Consider the following 20,168-nt stretch of genomic DNA (forward strand, 5'->3'; position numbering starts at 1 on the left):
TTTATCGTTTATACATGATTTTATACAGTGTTGATGAATCAACATTTTCGGCTTCTGAAGAAGCCTGGTAGCTGCATAAAAAAGGGGCGTTTTATGCAAATTCTTCTTTCACTAACCAGCTAATAGGAAGTCAATATCTTTCTCTAAAATTTTCATTTCCCTTATGTTATACTATTTTTGGCCATGCCAAATAACCCTCCAAAACCCTTTTGGAAGGATTTCTCTTTGTTTCACAAAACCGTTAATTAAGCTAAATCAAGGAACGTTTCTTTTCTCTTTAATAAAGCATAAATCCAATGAAGAAGTTTATTAATACAGGCAACGATCGCCACTTTGGCGGGCTTTCCTTCTGATTTTTTCTTATCATAGAATGCTTTAAGCTTTTTGTTTCTTGAACTCCTTATACCGCATAATACGGCAAGATACAGGGAATGGCGTAGTCTGCTCGAACCTCTTTTAGTAATATGATTGATTGTTGCCGTAAACTTACCTGATGAGTGAACACTAGGATCGACTCCAGCGAAGGCAACGAGTTTTTTGGGATGATTAAACCGATCGATTTCACCAATCTCAGAGATAATCGTTGCAGCGATTTTTTCTCCGATTCCCGGAATCGATTGGATGATCTTGTATTCCTCCACTTCATTTGCCAAGGCAACGATACGACCTTCCAAATCAGAAAAGTGCCCTTGGTAATGAAAAAGCAAATCAATATACATGCGTAGATTGATTAAGTGACTTTCATACACGACTTTTTGAAATGGATTTCGAGATGCGGAGTCCATTATTTTTTTTGCTTTTTCCCTCGCCCATTGACCAGATCGCCTCGGACAGAACTCCATAACACTCTCTACTAGTCTACTTTCCCCGGCTGTTAATATGGCCTCTGAAGTGGGATATTCCTTTAACATCGATAAAGAAACCTTTGAATATAGATCTCCAAAAACCTTCCGGTATTCAGGAAACACTTGATCTAAAATGGTGTGAAAATGAAGTTTAACTTCCACATACATATTCGTTACAATCTCCTGTTGTCTTGACAAATTCCGAAGGTTTAAAAGCTGAATCCCTCTATTTTTATGGGGTTCAAAATCTTCTTTGTAATAGAGCACACACAACTGATACGCATCGATCACGTCTGTTTTTACCTTTCGTAAACTGGACTTCTTTGCCTGATAAGAAATAATAGGATTAAGCAAGATATATAAAATCTCGTGTTCCTCCATGCATTGAACAATGGGGGAATGATAATGGCCTGTAGATTCTAAAATGACCATAGGAACTTGCCCTGTCACCTCTTCGATCTCTTTTAAAAATCCTATAAATTGATCTAATTCCTCTCTGGTATGCTTCATTGAGAAACTCTTTCCATACGGTTTTGATTTATCTGAAAATTCCTGAACTTGACTTTCTCCCTTTGCCACATCCAGACCAACTACTGGATTCATTGTCTTCTCCTCCTCTACTTACTAACCAGTACCCCTAGTCCTCCATGTAGTGTCATAGCTTCGCTTGTTATACGAGATCTACGTCCCAACCAGCCTCAAACATGTTTCTACAAGTAGGGGGCGGACAGTTTAGTTGACGGGATCAATGCCCCACGCACCCGTACGTCCTACCCTGGCTACTGATATAATAGATTCTATTAAAAAAAGGTCAACCAGTAAAAACTGGCTAACCTTATAATACGAAAGCACCCGTTAGTGACATAAGAAATGTTCTTTTTTTAAACACATAAAAACTATTTGTTAATTATTTACTACTTTTTTCATAATATCATGTAGTGTTTTTTTCTTTAAATTTTCCTCTAGTTCAAACTGTAAAAGTCGAAATTCATTTTCAATTACTTTAACAATCGATTGTCCGTAAGTGCATTGAGGGTTTACTTTCTGATGGGCAATAAATAGCTCATTAGAAGGGTCAACAGCTTTTAATATCTCATATAATGTAATGTTTTCGGGTTTCTTAGCTAACATAAGCCCTTTTTTTATTGATACTGATTTTAATAAACCTGCTTTTTTTAATGCACTTGACATGCGACGAACTACAACAGCATTTGTCCCTATACTTTCTGAAACTATTTCTGAATTTATACTATCTTTCTCTGGCACACATTCTACAAAAGCTAATATGTGTATGCCAATTGCTAATCTTGTATTAATCACTTTTTCCCCTCCTCCCTATTATTTTCACTATTTATCGTCAAGTATACGGATGTAATGAAGTTTTAATTTATATCATGTGAAGAAAATAATTCAAAATTTTTATACAAAGTCTAGCAAATTATTCAATAAAATTTAATGTTAGTTAATAAATTTAATTAAAGACTTACTATAAATAGTAGCACGTTTTTATACTAACATTTCTAATCATTAAAATTAGGAGATGTCTATTCTTTTTCTCCAATAACAGTAAACGCTGCGCAAAGATGTTTTTCATTCACAGCTTCGTCAACAATCGCCACGGCTAAATCTGCATAACTTATATAACTTTCACCTACTGAATTAAAAATTAAGTGATCTTTACCTATTTCATAATTTCCTGTTCTCTTTCCTTCTGGATCAAAAAATGCTGCAGGGGATACGTAAGTCCAAGTAATAGTAGATTCTTTTAAATCTAAATAACTTTGGTATTGATTTTTTGAAGAAGGAATTAAAAATTTTGGGAAATCAGGAGTATCAAATAGATGTGTTGAATTTGTATCGTCAATAAAAAGTCTTCCGGCACCACCAATGACAATTAAGCGAGTCTTAACATCATTAAAAATATCAGTTAAATGTTTCCCCATCACCCGATATTGTTCTGCTTCCGTTAACGGTGCTGAAAAAGTGCTTATAATTACATCAAATGGTTTAATATCATCTTTTGTTAACTCTAATATACTTTTTTCAATCACATTTAATGATTCTGTAATTTTTGTAGCATCTCGTACAATCGCAGTAACTTCTAATCCTCTTGTAGTGGCCTCTTCTACAATTTTTTTCCCAGCCTTACCAGAAGCACCTATAATACCAATTTTCATAATAATTCTCCTTTGAATAATATCAAATTTCTTATTTACTGTAACAATCATGGTTACGGTAAATAATATTATAGTTACAGTAATTGATATTAGCAAGCATTTATTATTTGCTGTTCATTTAAAGGCATTTAGTTAAAAAACTGCTTAAAGTAAAAGGCTAATTTCATTCAAAAAATAGCATTGAAAAGTGAAAATTAAAAGATTCTTCATAAACGAGAAGTAATCCTTCTTCCGCTAAACTGCTTCGTTAGTTGAATAAGGTTTTTTCGAATGTCTGATTTTAGATAAATTCATACATTAAAAAGGCCGTCATTTGGCAGCCTTTTTATAGCGCTATCGCACCCGTTAGCTTAATAAGAACACCTTTATGGAAACAAAAAAAACAAATAAAGAAGCAATAATGCACATATACCCCGAAAATCCTTTTCTGTCTTTTTGAAGTTCGACTAATCCTGTAATCAATATTGAAATACCTAATATCAACATTAAATAAGGCATAAACTCAAAGTTTTTAGTTATTAGAACAAAGCCAGCTAACACAACACCAACTATTGATAAGATAATGCTTAATGTTTTTAGCATATTTCTCCCCCTTTCTGAGAACCAAATATAAATTTATTTAATCTTTTTTACCTTGAGTAGCCTTAATTAATTCATCAAGTTTCTCACTTTTTTCTCGGTCTAATGGAGTTAGTATAGTTTCATGGACACGGTTTAGTTAACTCTCTATGATAAAAAATAAGAGGGGAAGTGTCCGGCATGGAATCAAGAAACAAGCGTAAATATAACGATGATTTTAAGAAAATGGTGGTGGAACTTTATCACACTGGTAGCTCGGTGAGTACGTTAAGCAGCGAATATGGTGTATCTGAAGTCACAATTTATAAATGGATTAAAGCTCTTACTCCAGTGAATGGCGAGGAAAATAGTCTAACACCACAGGATATAACTGAAATCCAAAAAGAGAATCTTCGAATGAAACAGGAAATTGAAATCTTAAAAAAGGCTATGGCCATATTCGCCAGAAAGTAACCGATACCGAGCTAACAAACTTGATTCACGATCAAAAAGAAGTATTCCCCATCCAGTTCATGTGTGAAGTGTTGGATATGCCAAGAAGCACGTATTATCAGTCCTTGATTAAAACAGAATCAGCACGTGACCGGGAAAACCGACTGCTTCTTGAACAGATTCAGTTGATCCACATCAAGAGTAAAGGCCGATATGGAGCACCTAAGATTCATTTCCTTCTATTAAAAGCAGGGTTTTCGGTTAGTCTTAAACGAGTTCAACGGATCATGAGAAAGGCGGGAATCTATTCGATTACGATTAAAAAATTCCGTCCACAAACAAATAGAAAACCGATTGAGGCCCGTGAGAACATACTACAACAGGATTTTTCTACTTCTAAATTGAATGAAAAATGGTTGGCCGATATTACCTATATCCACACTTTGCGAGATGGCTGGTGTTATTTAGCGACGGTCTTAGATCTGTATTCTAAAAAAATCATTGGGTATTCTTTCTCTCGTTCTATGACGACTGAACTTGTTTTGCATGCTTTAGACAATGCCGTTTCTATCCAACAGCCAACGCCTGGCCTCATTTTGCATACAGATCTTGGCTCTCAATACACAAGTGAAGGGTTTAGCCAAGCGCTTAAAGAACAGAAAATCATTCCATCTTTTAGTCGTAAAGGCTGCCCATACGATCATGCATGTATTGAATCTTTTCATTCCATTTTAAAGAAGGAAGAAGTCCATCACGTAACCTATTTAAATTTCGAATCGGCGAACGCAGCCTTGTTTCAGTTTATTGAAGGCTGGTATAATCGTCGACGTATTCACGGCCAATTAAACTTTCATACGCCGCAAGAAGTTGAAAATCAGTTCCATCAATCAGCGTGAAAAGTTAACTTATTTGTGTCCACGATATTGACTCAGATCCATATAACTGTCAAATAAACTTTTTTCATATATTGCCCCTCCCATAGATTACAATCACTTATTACATATAGAAAATTTTAACATTTATTAAAGTGTTTTATCAATAAACCCGTAGTTGTAATCAATGTCAGTCTTAAGGCTTAGATTTATTACATCAAAAATCAAATTCCTTCTTCCACTATCCTGCAACGTTACTTGAATAAGAAAAAGGTGCTCTACCCTTGTTGCAGTAAAGCACCCATTAGTGAAAGAAGAAAGTCTGTGGCTATAGCCCTTTTTAGTTACCTTCCACCACTAACATTTATAATTTCTCCTAATATGTAATTTGAAGCATCGGAAGAAAGGAAAGCAATTACCTCAGCTATTTCCATTGGTGTTGCAGCCCGTTTAATAGGTACAGAAGAAGCCATACGCTCAAGACGATTATCGTTTGGAGCAAATTTCTCGTGAAAAGGCGTTTCTACCATTCCTGGTGCCACTCCATTCACGAGAATTCCATATTCAATTAGCTCTCTGGACATACCAATGGTCATTGTATTAACTGCTCCTTTAGTCGAGGCATAGTGAATACTTTCTCCTGCCCCTCCAATTCGAGCTGCTGCCGAAGATACATTGATGATTTTGCCATTCTTCTTCGGAATCATATGTTTTAATACGGCTTGAGAGCATAAAAGAACACTTTTTACATTTAATCTAAACGTTTCTTCCCACAGTTCTTCACTCATATCCATAAAGGTGCTTTGACGGATACCACCACCAGCATTATTAACTAAAACATCAATCGTGCCAAATGTGGAAAGAGCCTGTTCAACCATTGAGTTCACTTCTTCTTTTTTCTTAACATCAGCTTGAATAGCAATAGCATCTCCGTCTTTATCTCGAATAAGTTGGACAGCCTCCATAGCCCCTCTCTCATTTGAATGAAAATTAATAATAACTTTTGCTCCTCTAGATGCCACTAAAAGGGCTGTGGCAAGCCCAATCCCTGAACTTGCTCCAGTAATAAGAATTACTTTGCCTGATAAGTCCTGCACAGCTTTCCTCCTAATAAATTTGGTTGTAATAGTTATTCGACAATTTAAGTCCTTATCCTTTTGAAGAAGAATTTTATATATTAAAATGACGTTCTAATTAGGTTATTAGCTAGCTTAAGCAGAATTCCTTGTTGAACTAAACTGCTCCTTTAGTTTAAGTACATTTGTTCATAAACTTCCATATATACTTCAATTATTTCTATAAATTCAGTTTACACTGAACTACTTAATCAAGTTAGTCCTTTTACAACGAAACACCCCTTTAGATAAAAAATCCAAAGGGGTAAAGCTTCGCAACTTTTTTAAATCGTCGCAACTTTATTCAAAACATCTTATCTTTTTTATAAACATCGTGACTTTATTTCAAACCAACAATGAGAGCCTACTTTTTACAAATATCACTTTTCAATCACAGCATTATGCTGGACAGTATCTTTATTAATCCACCTTACCGTTGTACCAAGCGTAATTTCAAGACTTTCCGGTGTATACGTGTAATTTTTTATTTCGACTGCTTGTTCGCCCATCTTTTCACCATCTTTAACAATGATCGTCATTGTCATATATGGGTGAGGGTCACAATGAATCGCATATTCTCCATAATCTTTAAATGTATAAGTATATGTTTCATCTGTTTTTAAAAATGGGGAGCTTTCAAGAACAGTTTTTGATGCTTCTCGTTGTGAGCTATTTGAGGTCTTTTGTGTTTCGGATATCTTTTCTTCAGAGTGATGATTTTCTGCCCTTGATGATTCAGTAAAATATGCTGTACCACGGCTACCTACTATTGCTGTGAAAAACGGGAAAGCATCTGTTTCGATGGTTTGTTTCACTTCATTCGTTGTTGTATCAATGACAACAAGTATATTTTCTTCTGTAACAGGTACATAGACTTCTTTATTGTCAGGGGTGATCGCAATGCCGTGCGGACCTTGCCCTACTTTAATGGACTTTATGACTTCTTTTGTTGCCGTATCAATGACTGTTACGGTATCGTCTCCAATATTTGCAACATAAGCAAATTTGCCATCATTCGTTAAATCAATGACGTGATGACCTTTTCCAACAGGAATTGTTTCAACCATCTCTCCTACTTTCAAGTCAACAATTCCAATGGCATTCGATTTTGTTAACGTCACCCAGAGTGTTTTTCCATCTGGTGTAATGGTTACATTATGCGGCAGGTCTTTAACTCCTTCAATTGTATTGATCACAGATTGCCTTTCTGTATCAATAATGGATATCGAATTGGATGCTGTATTAGTAACATAAAATTTGCTGCTATCTGGACTGGAAATTCCGTTATGAGGGAATTTTCCTGTATTAATCACAGCACTTTTCTCCATCTTAATAACATCAATGACAGTTACAGTATCTTCACCTTCGTTTATAACATATGCCCATTTCCCATCTGTTGTAAAGTTTACACCTTTTGGTGCTTTACCAACTTGAATGGTCTTAATCACTTTATTAGATTTGGTATCAATAATTGAAACATCTTCTGATTTACTGTTAACAACATATGTATAGGTCCCATCAGGGGTTACTTGAACATAAGTAGGTTTTTCTCCCACATCTACAGTACTGACAACAATGTATGTTGTTGGATCAATAATTTGAACAGTGTTTGCTTCTTGGTTGTTTACATAGACTAAAGGGTTTTGTTCAGTTTCTGTATCAGGAATTTCTTCAGTTGCGTCTGATGTATTTTTCTTATTTTCACTTTCGGATTGAGCATTCTGTTCATTTGTGCATGCTACGACTAATAGTAATGATGTAACAAGAACTAGCAGGACATAAGATGATTTTAGATGTTTTTGTATCATAAAAGATACCTCCTTTTTATTCCTATCGAATAAGTAAACGAAAAAAAGAAGATATCGGTTTGCAAATGAAATAAAAATGAGATAAAAGTCTTGCATTGGCTTTATTTTTCACCTTGATGGGAGCCTCCTAGGAGGTGCCCATCACTTTTTGACCTTGAGGCTGAGTGTTATCTGGATTCGGTTCTAGTGTAATCCCAATCTCATCAAACGAGTGATCTTTCGGTAGTCGGTAGGTGATCAGTCCGTTCCCGTTTTGATCAGGTTTTAAAGTACCAGCATTTTGACGATTCCCGTTCTTTAACAGCCACACTTGGTATACTTCATCGGCGTTCGTTTTTGGCATATTGTTTAACTTAACGACAAGGCTGGTATCACTCCCTTCTTTTAGAAGGTAGGCGTTCCCGTTTGCTAAACCGGCTAAATCTTGTCCTTTTAAATTAAATGATTTAACAATTTTAGTAGGGGAACCAGCTTTGTTTTCTAGTGCTGTAATTGTATCCCTCAAATGGAGGTTAATCCATAATAACCCAATTAGACCTATTACTAAAACGGCCGTTACGCCTATAGATAATGGTGAGAATTGAATTGTCAAGATTAATTTCAAACGTTCAAGAAAGCTCTGTTTATTATTACTTACTTCTTGAGCTTGTAATGGTGTTTCGTTTTCTATAAAAATAAAATCCATGACTTCTGCTTTTAGTGATTCTGGGACGTCAGTTTCTTCGACATCATATGAAAGCATCTGCCACGTTGCCTGTAAGGAGTCTATTTCACTTTGACAGTGGATACATGTTTTAAGATGGCGTTCAAATGGTTCTTTTTCATGTTCAGGCAGTTCATCAATGATATATAAAGACAGGTTTTCGCATTTATTTTCCATGCCGAACCCCTCCTGTTTCTTCGTTGAAATAATTCCGTAGTTTTTTTAATGTTTGATGCAGCCGGCTTTTAATCGTACCGAGCGGTTTTTGTTCAAGTTCTGCAATTTCGCTTAAGGAGTAACCTCCCCAGTATAATAAGTCGATTAGGCGCTGTTGTGGCTCAGATAGATGCCGTTTTGCTTCTTGAAGTTGCTGCTTTAATAGATTTTTTGAAACTTGCTGCAATACATCATCTGTCTGCTGATCTTGCATTTGTTGCCATTCATTAATTTCTAACTGGACCGTTCCTTGATGTTTTTGTTCTTTGCGAATATGATCGATGGCGATGTTTCGGGTAATGCTGAGAAGCCAGTTTACAAATTTTCCTTTTTCCGAGCTGTAGGTCCGTTTTGTTGTCCAAAGCCGGAGAAAGACTAGTTGAACAATTTCCTTCGTTTTTTCCGTATCACCCTTTGTCATTTTTAAAGAGAAGCTGTAGATGAGCTTTACATAGCGGTCATACAGTTCTTCAAGTGCCGGGCGATGATTTTGCACAATTAATTCAATCAGTTCTTCGTCCGATTTAGATTTCACTACCAAATTCTCTCCCTTATTGAAGGCGTTTTATATTAGTATAAATCATAGACTAGGTTAGATGGAAAATTTAAGTAGAGAGAGAAAAAAGAACTGCCGTAGTAAGGCAGTTCTTTCAGTAGCATGCATTATTGTGAAAATGTTGACTCGCTGTTTACAATAAACCAAACGTCTTTGACGCCTTGTCCGTTTATATCACCGGATGCTTCGTCTTTTACAAAGTAGTAAAGCGGGTAGCCTTTATAAGTTGTTTGTTTTTCGCCAGTGTCTTTGCGCGTAATTGTGCCGAAATCATCTTTAATAAATCCTTTAGGAACTTCTAGGCTTTCAGAGTAGAAAGCAGGCCAGTTTTCAAGACATTCGCCGCTACAGTTTGTTGTATTTGGCTTATCTTTTGCGAAGTAGTAAAGTGTTACACCGTCAGAATCTGCAAGATATTTACCTACTTTTTCATCTTCCATTAATTTCAATACTGTAATTGGTTCTTCAGAGGTTACTTCTGTCTTATTTTCAACCTTTGCTGCTGTTTCTTCAGTTGGATCATTTGTATCCTCCGCCTTTTTTTCAGCGCTGCATCCAACAAGTAGTATTCCTGTTAAAAGAAATGCAAATAACCAACTCCACTTTTTCACTAGTAACTCCTCCTTAAATTGTTCTTTTCAATAATAGGTAACGGAGGAAGAGGGGAAACGGTTCGATATAAACGCTATTTTTTTACATCTTCTTTTTTAGCAGGTTTTGTAGCCTTAACGTACATTTTTCTTAAATGTTGTCTGTACCCAATGCCCATCATAAGACTTGTATCCAAAAGATTAAGAAGTGAAGTAAGACACAGAAAGCCCAAAAAACAACAATATATCTCAATATTCTCCTCGATAGAATATTTTAAAAAACTGTTATTCCATATTCAGAAAAAAAACCAGTGTTTTTATTTAGAACTTCTTTCGAATATTACCCACTATCTCCTTGTTTTTTGTTATTTCCTTTTATTTTTTCGCTTACTAAGCAAGTACATTAGATTTCCCCCACTCTAATTGATACGAAATTATTGAGTTAGTTTTAAAGAACCCATATTTAATTAATAAAGAGGAGTGTTAGCTGTGCATTTAGTTTTTTTAAAAAGCTATAAATCCACTTTTCTGTTTATTGCTATCTAGTTCAACAAGTTGTAAATATAAAGAGGAGCCAACTTGCTCCTCTTGCTTTAAACAACCTGTTTACATCTAGTTTGTCATATTCGACCAGACACTTTTTACGAATGTCAAATGAGGATGAAAAACGTCATGATAGGCGTTAAGGTACCATTGAAAAAAGTGTTGCTATCTTCTCAACCTTTCACTGCTCCACCGGTTAAACCTGCGATAATGAATCGCTGCATGAATAGTGCAATGATAAGCACAGGTAATGTGATAATCACAGACGCAGCCATTAACCCACCCCAGTTAATTTCGGAATAAGATAGGAAATTAAAAATCGCAATCGGTAACGTTTTAGTTTGTTCACCTGCAAGGATTAATGAGAACATGAAATTATTCCACGAAAAAATAAAGGCAAGGATAGAAGCCGTAACAATCCCTGGACCTGAAATGGGCAAGATGACACGAATAAAAGCCCCCGTTGTAGTGCAACCATCTATTCTCGCTGACTCCTCTAATTCCCCAGGCAAACTTTCAAAAAAAGGAATCATCACCCAAATGATGAATGGCATCGTCACGAGCATGTGACTTAGAGTCAGGGCTGTATAGGTATCAATGAGCTCCAGTCTCGAGAAGATGATAAACCAAGGAATCAAAAACGAAATACCTGGGACAATTCGAGCGATCAGTATCAACAAGCCAAGTCCACTTTGTTTATATTTAGCGATGGCATAAGCTGCAGGCAAGCCTAGTAAAAGGCCAAAAAAAGTAGACGCTGCTGCCACAAGGAATGAATTCACAATGAAATCCATGAATGCGTATTGGGTGAATACGCTCACATAGTTTTCAAAGTTTGGTGTAAATACAAAAAGATTGGACGTATCCAGGATCTGTTGTTGATTCTTAAACGAGGCCAAAATCATCCAAAGGAAAGGTAGGATGAAGATAAAAAGAATCAGGTAAACTGATATGTTGGTGAGTATAGTTTTCACAGCCATTTTCTTCTGCTTATTCATAACGAAGCACCTGCCTTCTTACGTAACACAATCACTAGAATACTAAGGGAGAGAACAATTGCGAAGAACACCATCAATAAAGCCGAGGCCTTCCCAATTTGAAAATATTGAAACCCGAGCACATATCCGTAAATATTTAAGGTCTGGGATGAGGTGCCTGGTCCCCCGTTGGTCGTCGCGTAGATGATATCAAATGTTTTCAATGCATCAATTAAACGTAGTAACACCGCTGAATAAATAGTTGGTTTTAAGAGTGGTAGAGTAATGTTCCAAAAAACCTGCCATCTACTTGCCCCATCCACGATTGCTGCTTCATAAGGATCCTTTGGTAAGGTAACCAGACCTGCAAGTACGATGAGTGCAATTAATGGCGTCCATTCCCAGACATCGATCAAGATCAGAGATGGAAGGACAAGATCAGGTGATGCAAGCCATTCTTGCACCGGCAAACCTAGAGCTTGCAAAAAAATATTCGCTACCCCAACATTCGGCTCGTAAATCAGGACCCAAACTAAACCTACAGCCACTGGTGTGGCAATCATCGGAAGAAGGAAAAGCGTCTTGACAAGTCCTTTACCGATAATTTGGGCATTCATCAATAATGCAAGTAAAATGCCGAGCACCATCTGAATCGCGACGGCAACAACGGTAAAATAAAACGTAATCCAAAGGGATTCTCGAAATAGTTCATCTTGGAAAAGAGCCTTATAGTTTTCAAGGGCGACCCACAAAGGTGGGGTAACATTCGACATGCTCCATTCGTGGAAACTGAGCCAAAATGTATAACCAATCGGAAAAACCATCATCAAGCCAACAAACAATACCGCTGGCAAGGGGTAGATCCATTTGATATGTTTGTCTATCCAGTAAGACATTATCTTTTCCCCTTTTCATTAAGTATGTATATAGTTGATAAAAAATACAGGATGACTTTCGGCGGGGGTCAGGAAAGACTCCATTCTACACCGAAAGTCATCCTCTGAATCGGTTATTCTTTGTCCAAAATATTTTGGAACGCCGTATTGGACTTACTAGCAGCGGCTTTTACATCTTTTCCTTCAATCGCGGCATTGATTACGTCACCAATGGCATCTCGAGCCTCACCCACATTAATGATGGCCGGACGGTCATACGGTACCCCATGTTTGTTATTTTCAACAATTGCTGCGGATAAGTCTTCTGGGAAGTGGGCAACGCCCTCTGGAGACTCCCAAACAGATGTAAGAGCGCCTGTGATTCCATTTGCTTGAAGATCCAACACAATCTCTTTGCTCGTCGCCCATTTAACAAACTTCCATGCCGCATCTTTCTTTTCAGAGTTGGCACCAATCGCGATGGCCCAAGCTGGAGGTGTAGCCACTTTGTTACCACTAGGACCGGCTGGGAACGGGGCAAAACCTACTTTGTCAGCTACGCCTGACTTTGTAGCATCCGTTGCGTTTGTGTAAAGAGCAGACGCATCCGTATAGAACACCGCTTTTCCTTGTGTAAAGACGGCCATTGCTTCCGGCCAGCTCATATTCAAAGTTCCAGGAGGACCATAATTTTTCAGCAGCCCACCGTAATATTCAAATGCTTGGATTGCTTCTGGTGTATTTAGGGTAGCTTTTCCATCTTTCATGAAATCAGCACCGTGGGCGTAAAGGAAACTTGAGAACTGCGTGACAGCCGGGGATCGTTTCCCACGAGCTACAAACCCATATAGACCGTTTTTAGGATCGCTTAATTTCGCTGCTTGTTCTTTCAATTCATCCAATGTTTTCGGTGGTTGAAGCCCCGCTTCTTCTAAAATGTCTTTACGGTAGTATAAAACTGTCGATTCAGTTACAACTGGAAGACCGTACAGATTGTCCCCGTTTTTCACGCTGCCAAGAGCTGAAGGAATAAAATCATCCGTAGAGCCACCTTCTTTGGTAACGTAATCATTCAAAGATGCAAAGTATCCATTCTTCTCAAACTGTTTTCCGTCTTGAAGAGGACGGAACAAGACAGCATCGATACTCTTTGCGTTAGCCGCAAACTCAACAGAGGTCTTTTGGGAAAGTTGATCTTCGAAGTAGCTGTCTACTTGCACCTTTATGCCTGTTTCTTTTTCAAAATCAGGCAATAATGGCTTGATAGCTTCGGTCCATGGATGGTTAGCAGCAACTAAACGAATCGTTTGAGGTTCCTTACCGGTTGAATTATCTCCAGTATTGGCTTTCTCCTCATTTGAGCCTCCACTACAGGCTGAGAGTACGGCGCTTATTCCTACCACAGCAGCCAGAGAGAAACTGGCTTTTTGAAAGCGATTCCATTTTTTTCTCATTTAAATTCCCCTTTTTTATGTTGTATTTATATAAACAGTACAAGAATCGATTCTCCTTCGGAAAACGATTTCTTATACAGGTCTATAAAAAATATGGATTCTGACCAGTGTTCTTCGAGGATTATGCTTTAAATCCTTCGCCAGACTTCCCCCCGCACGTATCTCTGATTATTAACTCGACTGACAGGATGGTCTTTTGGTAGGCAAAAGGATTGGTATTTGAAAGTCGATCAATGAGTATATTTGTTCTGATACGACCAAGTTCATGGCTTGGGATTCGTACCGAAATCAATTGAATTCTTCGAGTGGACGCGAAAAACACGTCATCAAATCCAATTACAGCCAAATCGCTAGGAATGCTCATCCCCAAATCTAAAACAGCATCCATCACCCCCAGCGCACCTGTATCGGTGATGTTGATTGCCGCTGTGGGTCTTACTTGTTTTGGTAGACTCATCAATAACTTTGTAGCTTCATAACTTTCTGTATACCCGAGTCGTCCTGGAAGAATCCATTCCTTCCGAACGGCAAATCCATGTTCGTTCATCGTGTGGAGAAACGCATTAAGCCGGGTAGTACCTACCGTAGAACCAAAAACGCCGCCCATAAAACAAATTCGTCGATGGCCCAATGCGATGAGATGATTTGTGGCTTGGAAAGAACCACTGAAGTTGTCTGACACGACTGAGTCAGCTGTAGTCTTCCGATGTTCGGTGGACTAATACAACGGGATTACATATCCTCAATTATGGGCCACCACTTCACACGCCTTTGCTAGGTCTGCATAGAATGGATTGCTGACGTGCTTGACCCGTTCTTCTTTTTCAGGACTGACATACCGTGTATTGTTAATCACATACGAAACCGTGGCTACTGAAACTTCCGCTTTTTTGGAAATGTCTTTTATGGTCACAAGTTTTTTTCATCGTCATATCCCATCCTACCTACCCAAAACTAATAATAGGTATAAAGGTACAGTAAAGCTTTATATTCAATCCACCCTTACCGACTATACAGACCATTGTTTTTTCATGGTCAAATTTCAACTGATTTCTCTCTTTTTCCTACTATCATGAATGACTCAGTTCACTCTCTTTATTTAAACGATTAGATGCGTTATTAAGCATCTATTTCCCCATTCGGAACGAAAAGAACTTTGAATGCATCTTTGTTATCGACCATTTCAATCGCTTTTTTCCAATCATCCAAAGGTAATTTTGTTGAAATTAGAGGTGCCACATTGACCTGTTTCATTTCTAAAAGCCTAAGAGCGCGTTCCCATGAGGTAGGCTCCGAAGCGAATCCATTGGTAATGTTGATTTCTTTAGTCAATGCCAAATCCATATCAAATTCAACCTTTTTCCCATACAATCCTACTTGGACATATAATCCAGTTTTTTTCAATAGTTTCAAACAATTATAAGCAGACGGGCCAACACCAGCACATTCAAAAGCAACATCGACTCCTAAGTTACTAGTTAGCTTTGAAATCTTTTCATGAACATCTTCTTCGTCAATGACAATAGTCGCAAATGCGCCTAGTTCCGATGCCAATTTCAACCTCTCTTTGTCTTGTGAAGTACCGATGACAATAACATTCCCCCCGTTTGCTTTTGCTACTTGCATTGTAAGTAGACCGATGGTTCCAGGTCCAGATACAAGTACATAATCACCGGCCTTTACCGTCCCTCTTTCAATGACGCACCGAACCATACACGCTAATGGCTCTGTAAGGACAGCCTCATCCAAAGTTACATTATTCGGGATTTTGAAGGCGATTTTTTCGGGAATGACCATACATTCAGCAAAGGCCCCGTTTACTCCAGACCCAATGGATAACCTCTCTTCGCACAACATATACAGGCCTGAACGGCAATAAACGCAATCTTCGCATTTCACGGCAGCCGTTAAAGAAACAACTCTGTCCCCCACTTGATAATCCGTTACTTTATTACCAACTTCCATGACAGTACCTGAGTATTCGTGTCCCATAACGACCGGATAGTTACACGAATACTCATCGTGGATAATGTGCATGTCTGTCCCACAAATGCCAGTAGCATGAATTTTCACTTTTAATTCATGGCTTTTAACCTGAGGTTCTTCAATTTCCAACAGTTCTACACCATTTATCCCTTTTTTTGTTTTTAATAGCGCTTTCATTTTCGCGACCTCATTTCACGTGGGTTTTAATTTAATTTATAATTATTTACAAATATGTAATTTAATCTATTAGATAACTAATTTTAACACTACATCAGACTATTTGTCTATAAAATTAAGAATTTTCAGTTTTGTTAGTAGATATAGAGCACTAGTGAAACAAGATAATAGTTTCAAAAAGGGAAAAATGTCTACGTCCCAATAAAAATAGGCTTCTTAACGCAGGAAATTACGAAGTATTAGAAATTTACAATAGATAGAAACAGCTATTTATCAATCCATTAAAGCCACAATTACAGACTTTCCTGAACGAGAAAAAATACTTCTTCAGAGGTTCGACTTTTTTATATTTTCTCGTAGCTAATTCTGTTTGATAAGAATCTGTTATGGGAAAATGCTAGGCTTCTGCAGGATGTTTGACCATAGTGCGTAGGGTGCGTAGAGGTAATCAGGAATATCGCATGATGTGATTACCTTCCCTTAGCCATCCCTATACATCTTTATTTATTGGCGTTGCAAAAAGCTCTCTATTGAAATGAATGGACAATGACCTTATAAAACAAAATTAATTTCGTCTGAGAGCGAATCTCAGACAGTTAAAATTAATTTATATAGAAACGAAAAACAACACACAGAACAAATGCTCTACTATAAAATAGAAGTAAAGATAATTAAAGATTATCTTTACTATACATAATAATTTTATTATATACTTGGTTTAGGAGGCAATAAAAATGAAATATTTGACGCTTCTTAATAATTTGACTAGTGATCAATACTTGGCTCATTTACAACATACTCTAAATGAACGACAGTTACTCGACGAAAATAGAAATCTTTCTCTCACGGAAAGCACTGAACAAGATTTTTTAGAATTATTTTTTTTTAGAAAAAGGTTTTCCGCAAGATAAGCAGCTTTCTCCTCACACGGTTAAAGCGTACCGTTCAGATGCAAAAACGCTGCTCACTTTTTTAACGGACCATTCCCTTTCTTTTCGGGATATTGGTTTTCCAGAAGTCAAAGCATATAACAAATATATTAAAAAACAATATGCAGTTAAATCCGCCATACGGAAATTAGAGTTCTTTCGAAGGTTGTTAAGCTTTGGTTATGAAACGCAATTTTACAAAGCACATCTTTCCACTTGGATTACAAAGCGGGTATCGAAAAAAAGGACACTATATAATAGAAGAAACTCGTCACCAAGAAGGACAAACACGCGTACAAGTCAGGGAATTGAGTCAAAAAGAGGCGAATATCTGATCCCTTTTTCCAAAAAAAAGTGGGAAAAGCAAGGTGGAATCGGGAACAGTTTGGATACTTGCTATACACAACTGGACTTCGGGCAAGTGAGCTCCTAAGCTTAAATTGGGGCAGTTTTCGTTACAATCGCCAAGGGCATCTATATCTCGATGTCATTGGCAAAGGGAAAAAACCACGAACCATCCCAGTAAAGGAAGAAACCAGAAAGCTTCTATATCAGTATCGTACGAGCCTTGGGGGGGCTACAGAAATAAATACGGAAGACACGAGCCCCCTTTTCTTCACTTTATATAATAGAAGAGAAATTGGATTCAATAAAAAACGGTTAACCTATCCAACTTTATATAAAATGGTCAAGGAAGCGGTTTATATGGCTGGGAAAAATTTAAATGTTACACCGCACTGGTTCCGACATACTTTTGTGATTATGCTGCTTGAAAATGATGTTCCTCTTGCTGTTGTAAAGGATTGGGCCGGTCATTCGGATATTTCCACGACGAATATCTATTTAGAACGAGTGAATCAGGATCATACGTATACTCATTTAAATAAGGTTGAACTATTTAAATAATTTTAATTTGATTTTTCCTTGTAAAAATAATGCCAAGCAATAAAATGACCTTTTCTTACCATTCCTAAGGTTTCCGAAAGGGTCATTTTATTGCTATATATAATAGAAGAAACTCGAACTATATCTGCGAAGCTCTACGAGGAGAATAATGGGTAGGAATCCCAGAAAAGATCATTAAATGCAGCAGAGAGTGAGTCTCAGAAAGTACTTATTAAAAGAAAATTAAAGTATAAGATATTTAAGGCTGGCAGGACACCTTTATATTCTATCGAGTTTGATTATAAAATATAGATAGTGAATTATTATTACTTATTTCTTGGTAGATGGTGTCAGACCAACAATTTACTTGTATTGTGCTGATATAAAAAAGGAAAGTGATGGGGAGAAATATCCTCAACCCATCACTTTCCTTTTTTCTGTGGTTCCCTATGTTCTCAGTTAATTAGAACTTTATCCCTCAGCCAACTCATCTTTCTTGAATGCGATGGATGTATTATAAATAAGAAGGGTTGGCTGCTACATTTTTGAAATAAATAGCTTCTCCATCACTTTCTCCATCGAAAATAACGGTTGTTTTAGGAGAGAAGATTAGAACATCTCCTACTTCCCCTACATATTTATTCCCTTGGACATCACGTACAACCATTTTTCCTTTTGTCACGACTTTAATTTCAATAAAATCAAAGTCTGCAGAATAATCAACGGAAGGCTGCAAGGCAAAGTAACCCAGTGTTAATACTTCTTTTTTGTCTGTAAGAGGTATATCAAGAATTTGTCCCTTTAATTCCGGTGTTCCTCGTAGTTCACTCAATTCATTTAAATTGTAAGTACCGGCCTTAAGCAACTGAATTCCAGGCTCTTCACATAATAATTTTGATTCTTGGTTAATCGTTTTTTGGCCCATCTTTTCCACCTCTATACTTTTTCTAACTGTTTCAAGTGTATTTAACAACTTACAGTTGAATTTGATTCTGCTGCCTTGATAAATATGATTTAAAGCAGTTAAAGAGCTCCTTCGTATTTAGCCCTCTACATCTCCTCCCTCTTGATTAAAGAGAAAGGAGATCGATTGAATTACTTTTTAATAATGTTATGTTCTGGACCAAATGGGAATCCAGTGATATTATCTGCACCGTTTTCGCCAATCACAAGGATGTCATGCTCACGATATCCGCCAGCTCCTGCCTCTCCTTCTGGAACCATGATCATCGGCTCCATCGACACAACCATACCTGGCTCTAGTACTGTCTCAATGTCCTCCCGAAGCTCCAATCCTGCCTCACGACCGTAATAGTGGCTCAGTACACCGAATGAGTGTCCGTACCCGAAAGTCCGGTTCGCTAAAAGATTGTGCTCACGATAGATTTCATTCAATTCAGCAGCAATATCCATACATCTAGCACCTGGTTTGATTAATTCAAGACCGCGTCTGTGCACTTTACAGTTGATTTCCCATAGCTCTAGATGGCGATCAGACACGTCTTCCAAGAACAATGTACGCTCAAGGGCCGTATAGTATCCAGCGATCATCGGGAAACAGTTCAGGCTCAGAATATCTCCTTTTTGTAACTTGCGGGAAGTTGCCCAGTTATGCGCTCCATCCGTGTTGATACCGGATTGGAACCACACCCATGTGTCTCTCAGTTCAGCATGAGGGTACGTACGAGCAATTTCACGTACCATCGCTTCTGTACCTTGGAGAGCTACTTCATATTCCGGTACGCCTTCGCGAATCGCTTCCACAATGGCAGCCCCACCGATATCTGCAATACGGGCTCCGTTTTTAATCAGATCAATTTCCTCTTCCGACTTAAACATCCGGTGTTTCATCACATCTTTCGAAACATCAATAAGTTCTGCGTCAGGCAAAGCATCCTTCACCTGACGACGTAAATCTAGCGTCAAATGATCATCTTCCACACCGAGACGTCCACGTGTGAAGCCTGATTCTGTTAAGATCTTTTTCACAGCATACAGATAATTGTCCCTTCTCCAATCCGTGTAGACAATATTTTCATCAAAACTGCGTCTCCATGGCATACCAGCATCAATATTGGCACTCACTGTCACATGCTTGTCTTGCGTAACAACAAGCGCATAAGATCTGTTGAAAGATGTATATAAGAAGTCACTATAATAATTAATATTATGGTAAGAAGTGAACACAATCGCATCGATTCCCGATTTGGCCATATATTGGCGTAAATTCGTATTACGACGAGTCATTTCTTCTTTTGAGAAAGTAGGTTGTACTTTTTTTCCACCGTTTTGTAGAATTTTTGTTCTCTCAAGATCTGTGATTTGTTGTACCATATGATTCACCTTTCCTTTTCCACAATTTTAATTAGAGTTTTGTTTTTCTATTTATATATAATTCTGTTTATATAGATAAAAACAGATAACTCACTGATTTCCCGACTAGCCCTTT

The 20,168-nt window shown here is 37.6% G+C and carries 21 protein-coding genes; 4 read left to right on the plus strand and 17 right to left on the minus strand.

The window, feature by feature from the left end:
- Positions 1–245: 245 nt before the first annotated feature.
- From AC625_RS23720 to AC625_RS23735, 4 genes are all read right to left on the minus strand, one after another.
- A complete protein-coding gene (locus tag AC625_RS23720; RefSeq protein ID WP_049683896.1) occupies positions 246–1,448 on the minus strand; it encodes an IS110 family RNA-guided transposase in 1,203 nt (400 codons plus the stop codon).
- Positions 1,449–1,748: 300 nt separating this feature from the next.
- Positions 1,749–2,165 carry an Rrf2 family transcriptional regulator gene (locus AC625_RS23725; protein ID WP_049681167.1) on the minus strand — a complete coding sequence of 139 codons (417 nt, stop codon included), beginning with the start codon at positions 2,163–2,165 and terminating at the stop codon, positions 1,749–1,751.
- A 224-nt stretch (positions 2,166–2,389) separates the two neighbouring features.
- Positions 2,390–3,022: an NAD(P)-dependent oxidoreductase gene (locus AC625_RS23730; RefSeq protein WP_049683897.1), complete on the minus strand. Its 633-nt coding sequence runs from the start codon at positions 3,020–3,022 to the stop codon at positions 2,390–2,392.
- 345 nt (positions 3,023–3,367) lie between these two features.
- Positions 3,368–3,604, minus strand: coding sequence for a DUF3953 domain-containing protein (locus AC625_RS23735; RefSeq protein ID WP_049683898.1), 237 nt, complete (start codon positions 3,602–3,604; stop codon positions 3,368–3,370).
- Between the two features lie 177 nt (positions 3,605–3,781).
- Between AC625_RS23735 and AC625_RS23745 the strand changes: the two genes are divergently transcribed.
- Positions 3,782–4,929, plus strand: a protein-coding gene (locus AC625_RS23745; RefSeq protein ID WP_425415446.1) for an IS3 family transposase whose coding sequence is annotated in 2 segments (ribosomal slippage) — positions 3,782–4,028 and positions 4,028–4,929 — 1,149 coding nt in all. Because the reading frame shifts where the segments join, the coding sequence is not laid out codon by codon here.
- 320 nt (positions 4,930–5,249) lie between these two features.
- Here the strand turns inward: AC625_RS23745 and AC625_RS23750 are convergent.
- From AC625_RS23750 to AC625_RS23795, 11 genes are all read right to left on the minus strand, one after another.
- Entirely contained in the window at positions 5,250–6,002 is a 753-nt protein-coding gene (locus AC625_RS23750; protein WP_049683899.1) for an SDR family NAD(P)-dependent oxidoreductase, read from the minus strand.
- A gap of 398 nt (positions 6,003–6,400) precedes the next feature.
- Entirely contained in the window at positions 6,401–7,828 is a 1,428-nt protein-coding gene (locus AC625_RS23755) for a YVTN family beta-propeller repeat protein (protein ID WP_049683900.1), read from the minus strand.
- A 127-nt stretch (positions 7,829–7,955) separates the two neighbouring features.
- Positions 7,956–8,708 carry an anti-sigma factor gene (locus AC625_RS23760; protein WP_049683901.1) on the minus strand — a complete coding sequence of 251 codons (753 nt, stop codon included), beginning with the start codon at positions 8,706–8,708 and terminating at the stop codon, positions 7,956–7,958.
- Positions 8,698–9,282, minus strand: a complete 585-nt coding sequence (locus tag AC625_RS23765; RefSeq protein WP_049683902.1) for an RNA polymerase sigma factor — start codon at positions 9,280–9,282, stop codon at positions 8,698–8,700. The genes AC625_RS23760 and AC625_RS23765 overlap by 11 nt, the downstream gene beginning before the upstream one ends.
- A gap of 128 nt (positions 9,283–9,410) precedes the next feature.
- Positions 9,411–9,914 carry a hypothetical protein gene (locus AC625_RS23770; protein ID WP_049683903.1) on the minus strand — a complete coding sequence of 168 codons (504 nt, stop codon included), beginning with the start codon at positions 9,912–9,914 and terminating at the stop codon, positions 9,411–9,413.
- A gap of 695 nt (positions 9,915–10,609) precedes the next feature.
- Positions 10,610–11,434: a carbohydrate ABC transporter permease gene (locus tag AC625_RS23775; RefSeq protein WP_049683904.1), complete on the minus strand. Its 825-nt coding sequence runs from the start codon at positions 11,432–11,434 to the stop codon at positions 10,610–10,612.
- A complete protein-coding gene (locus tag AC625_RS23780) occupies positions 11,431–12,309 on the minus strand; it encodes a carbohydrate ABC transporter permease (RefSeq protein WP_049683905.1) in 879 nt (292 codons plus the stop codon). Before AC625_RS23780 ends, AC625_RS23775 begins: the two co-directional genes overlap by 4 nt.
- Positions 12,310–12,422: 113 nt before the next feature.
- Positions 12,423–13,742: an ABC transporter substrate-binding protein gene (locus AC625_RS23785; protein WP_049683906.1), complete on the minus strand. Its 1,320-nt coding sequence runs from the start codon at positions 13,740–13,742 to the stop codon at positions 12,423–12,425.
- Positions 13,743–13,863: 121 nt separating this feature from the next.
- A complete protein-coding gene (locus AC625_RS23790) occupies positions 13,864–14,424 on the minus strand; it encodes a substrate-binding domain-containing protein (RefSeq protein WP_082191304.1) in 561 nt (186 codons plus the stop codon).
- A gap of 60 nt (positions 14,425–14,484) precedes the next feature.
- Positions 14,485–14,655 carry a LacI family DNA-binding transcriptional regulator gene (locus tag AC625_RS26210; RefSeq protein WP_082191305.1) on the minus strand — a complete coding sequence of 57 codons (171 nt, stop codon included), beginning with the start codon at positions 14,653–14,655 and terminating at the stop codon, positions 14,485–14,487.
- Positions 14,656–14,861: 206 nt separating this feature from the next.
- Positions 14,862–15,905, minus strand: coding sequence for a zinc-dependent alcohol dehydrogenase (locus AC625_RS23795; RefSeq protein WP_049683908.1), 1,044 nt, complete (start codon positions 15,903–15,905; stop codon positions 14,862–14,864).
- 734 nt (positions 15,906–16,639) lie between these two features.
- On the opposite strand from AC625_RS23795, the gene AC625_RS27090 reads away from it, so the two are divergent.
- Genes AC625_RS27090 through AC625_RS23800 form a run of 3 tightly spaced genes read left to right on the plus strand, consistent with a single transcriptional unit; the run spans position 16,640 to position 17,740 of the window.
- Positions 16,640–16,816: a hypothetical protein gene (locus tag AC625_RS27090; RefSeq protein WP_156187675.1), complete on the plus strand. Its 177-nt coding sequence runs from the start codon at positions 16,640–16,642 to the stop codon at positions 16,814–16,816.
- A gap of 49 nt (positions 16,817–16,865) precedes the next feature.
- On the plus strand, positions 16,866–17,267 hold the full coding sequence (locus AC625_RS28695) for a hypothetical protein (RefSeq protein WP_425415494.1): 402 nt from the start codon (positions 16,866–16,868) through the stop codon (positions 17,265–17,267).
- Positions 17,228–17,740 carry a tyrosine-type recombinase/integrase gene (locus tag AC625_RS23800; RefSeq protein ID WP_180320164.1) on the plus strand — a complete coding sequence of 171 codons (513 nt, stop codon included), beginning with the start codon at positions 17,228–17,230 and terminating at the stop codon, positions 17,738–17,740. Before AC625_RS28695 ends, AC625_RS23800 begins: the two co-directional genes overlap by 40 nt.
- 493 nt (positions 17,741–18,233) lie before the next feature.
- Here AC625_RS23800 and AC625_RS23805 read toward each other — a convergent pair whose 3' ends face one another.
- Positions 18,234–18,692 carry a hypothetical protein gene (locus tag AC625_RS23805; RefSeq protein WP_281177280.1) on the minus strand — a complete coding sequence of 153 codons (459 nt, stop codon included), beginning with the start codon at positions 18,690–18,692 and terminating at the stop codon, positions 18,234–18,236.
- Positions 18,693–18,814: 122 nt separating this feature from the next.
- Positions 18,815–20,053, minus strand: coding sequence for a M24 family metallopeptidase (locus AC625_RS23810; RefSeq protein WP_049683910.1), 1,239 nt, complete (start codon positions 20,051–20,053; stop codon positions 18,815–18,817).
- Positions 20,054–20,168 lie beyond the last annotated feature (115 nt).

This window comes from Peribacillus loiseleuriae (assembly GCF_001183985.1).
GTDB lineage: Bacteria > Bacillota > Bacilli > Bacillales > DSM-1321 > Peribacillus > Peribacillus loiseleuriae.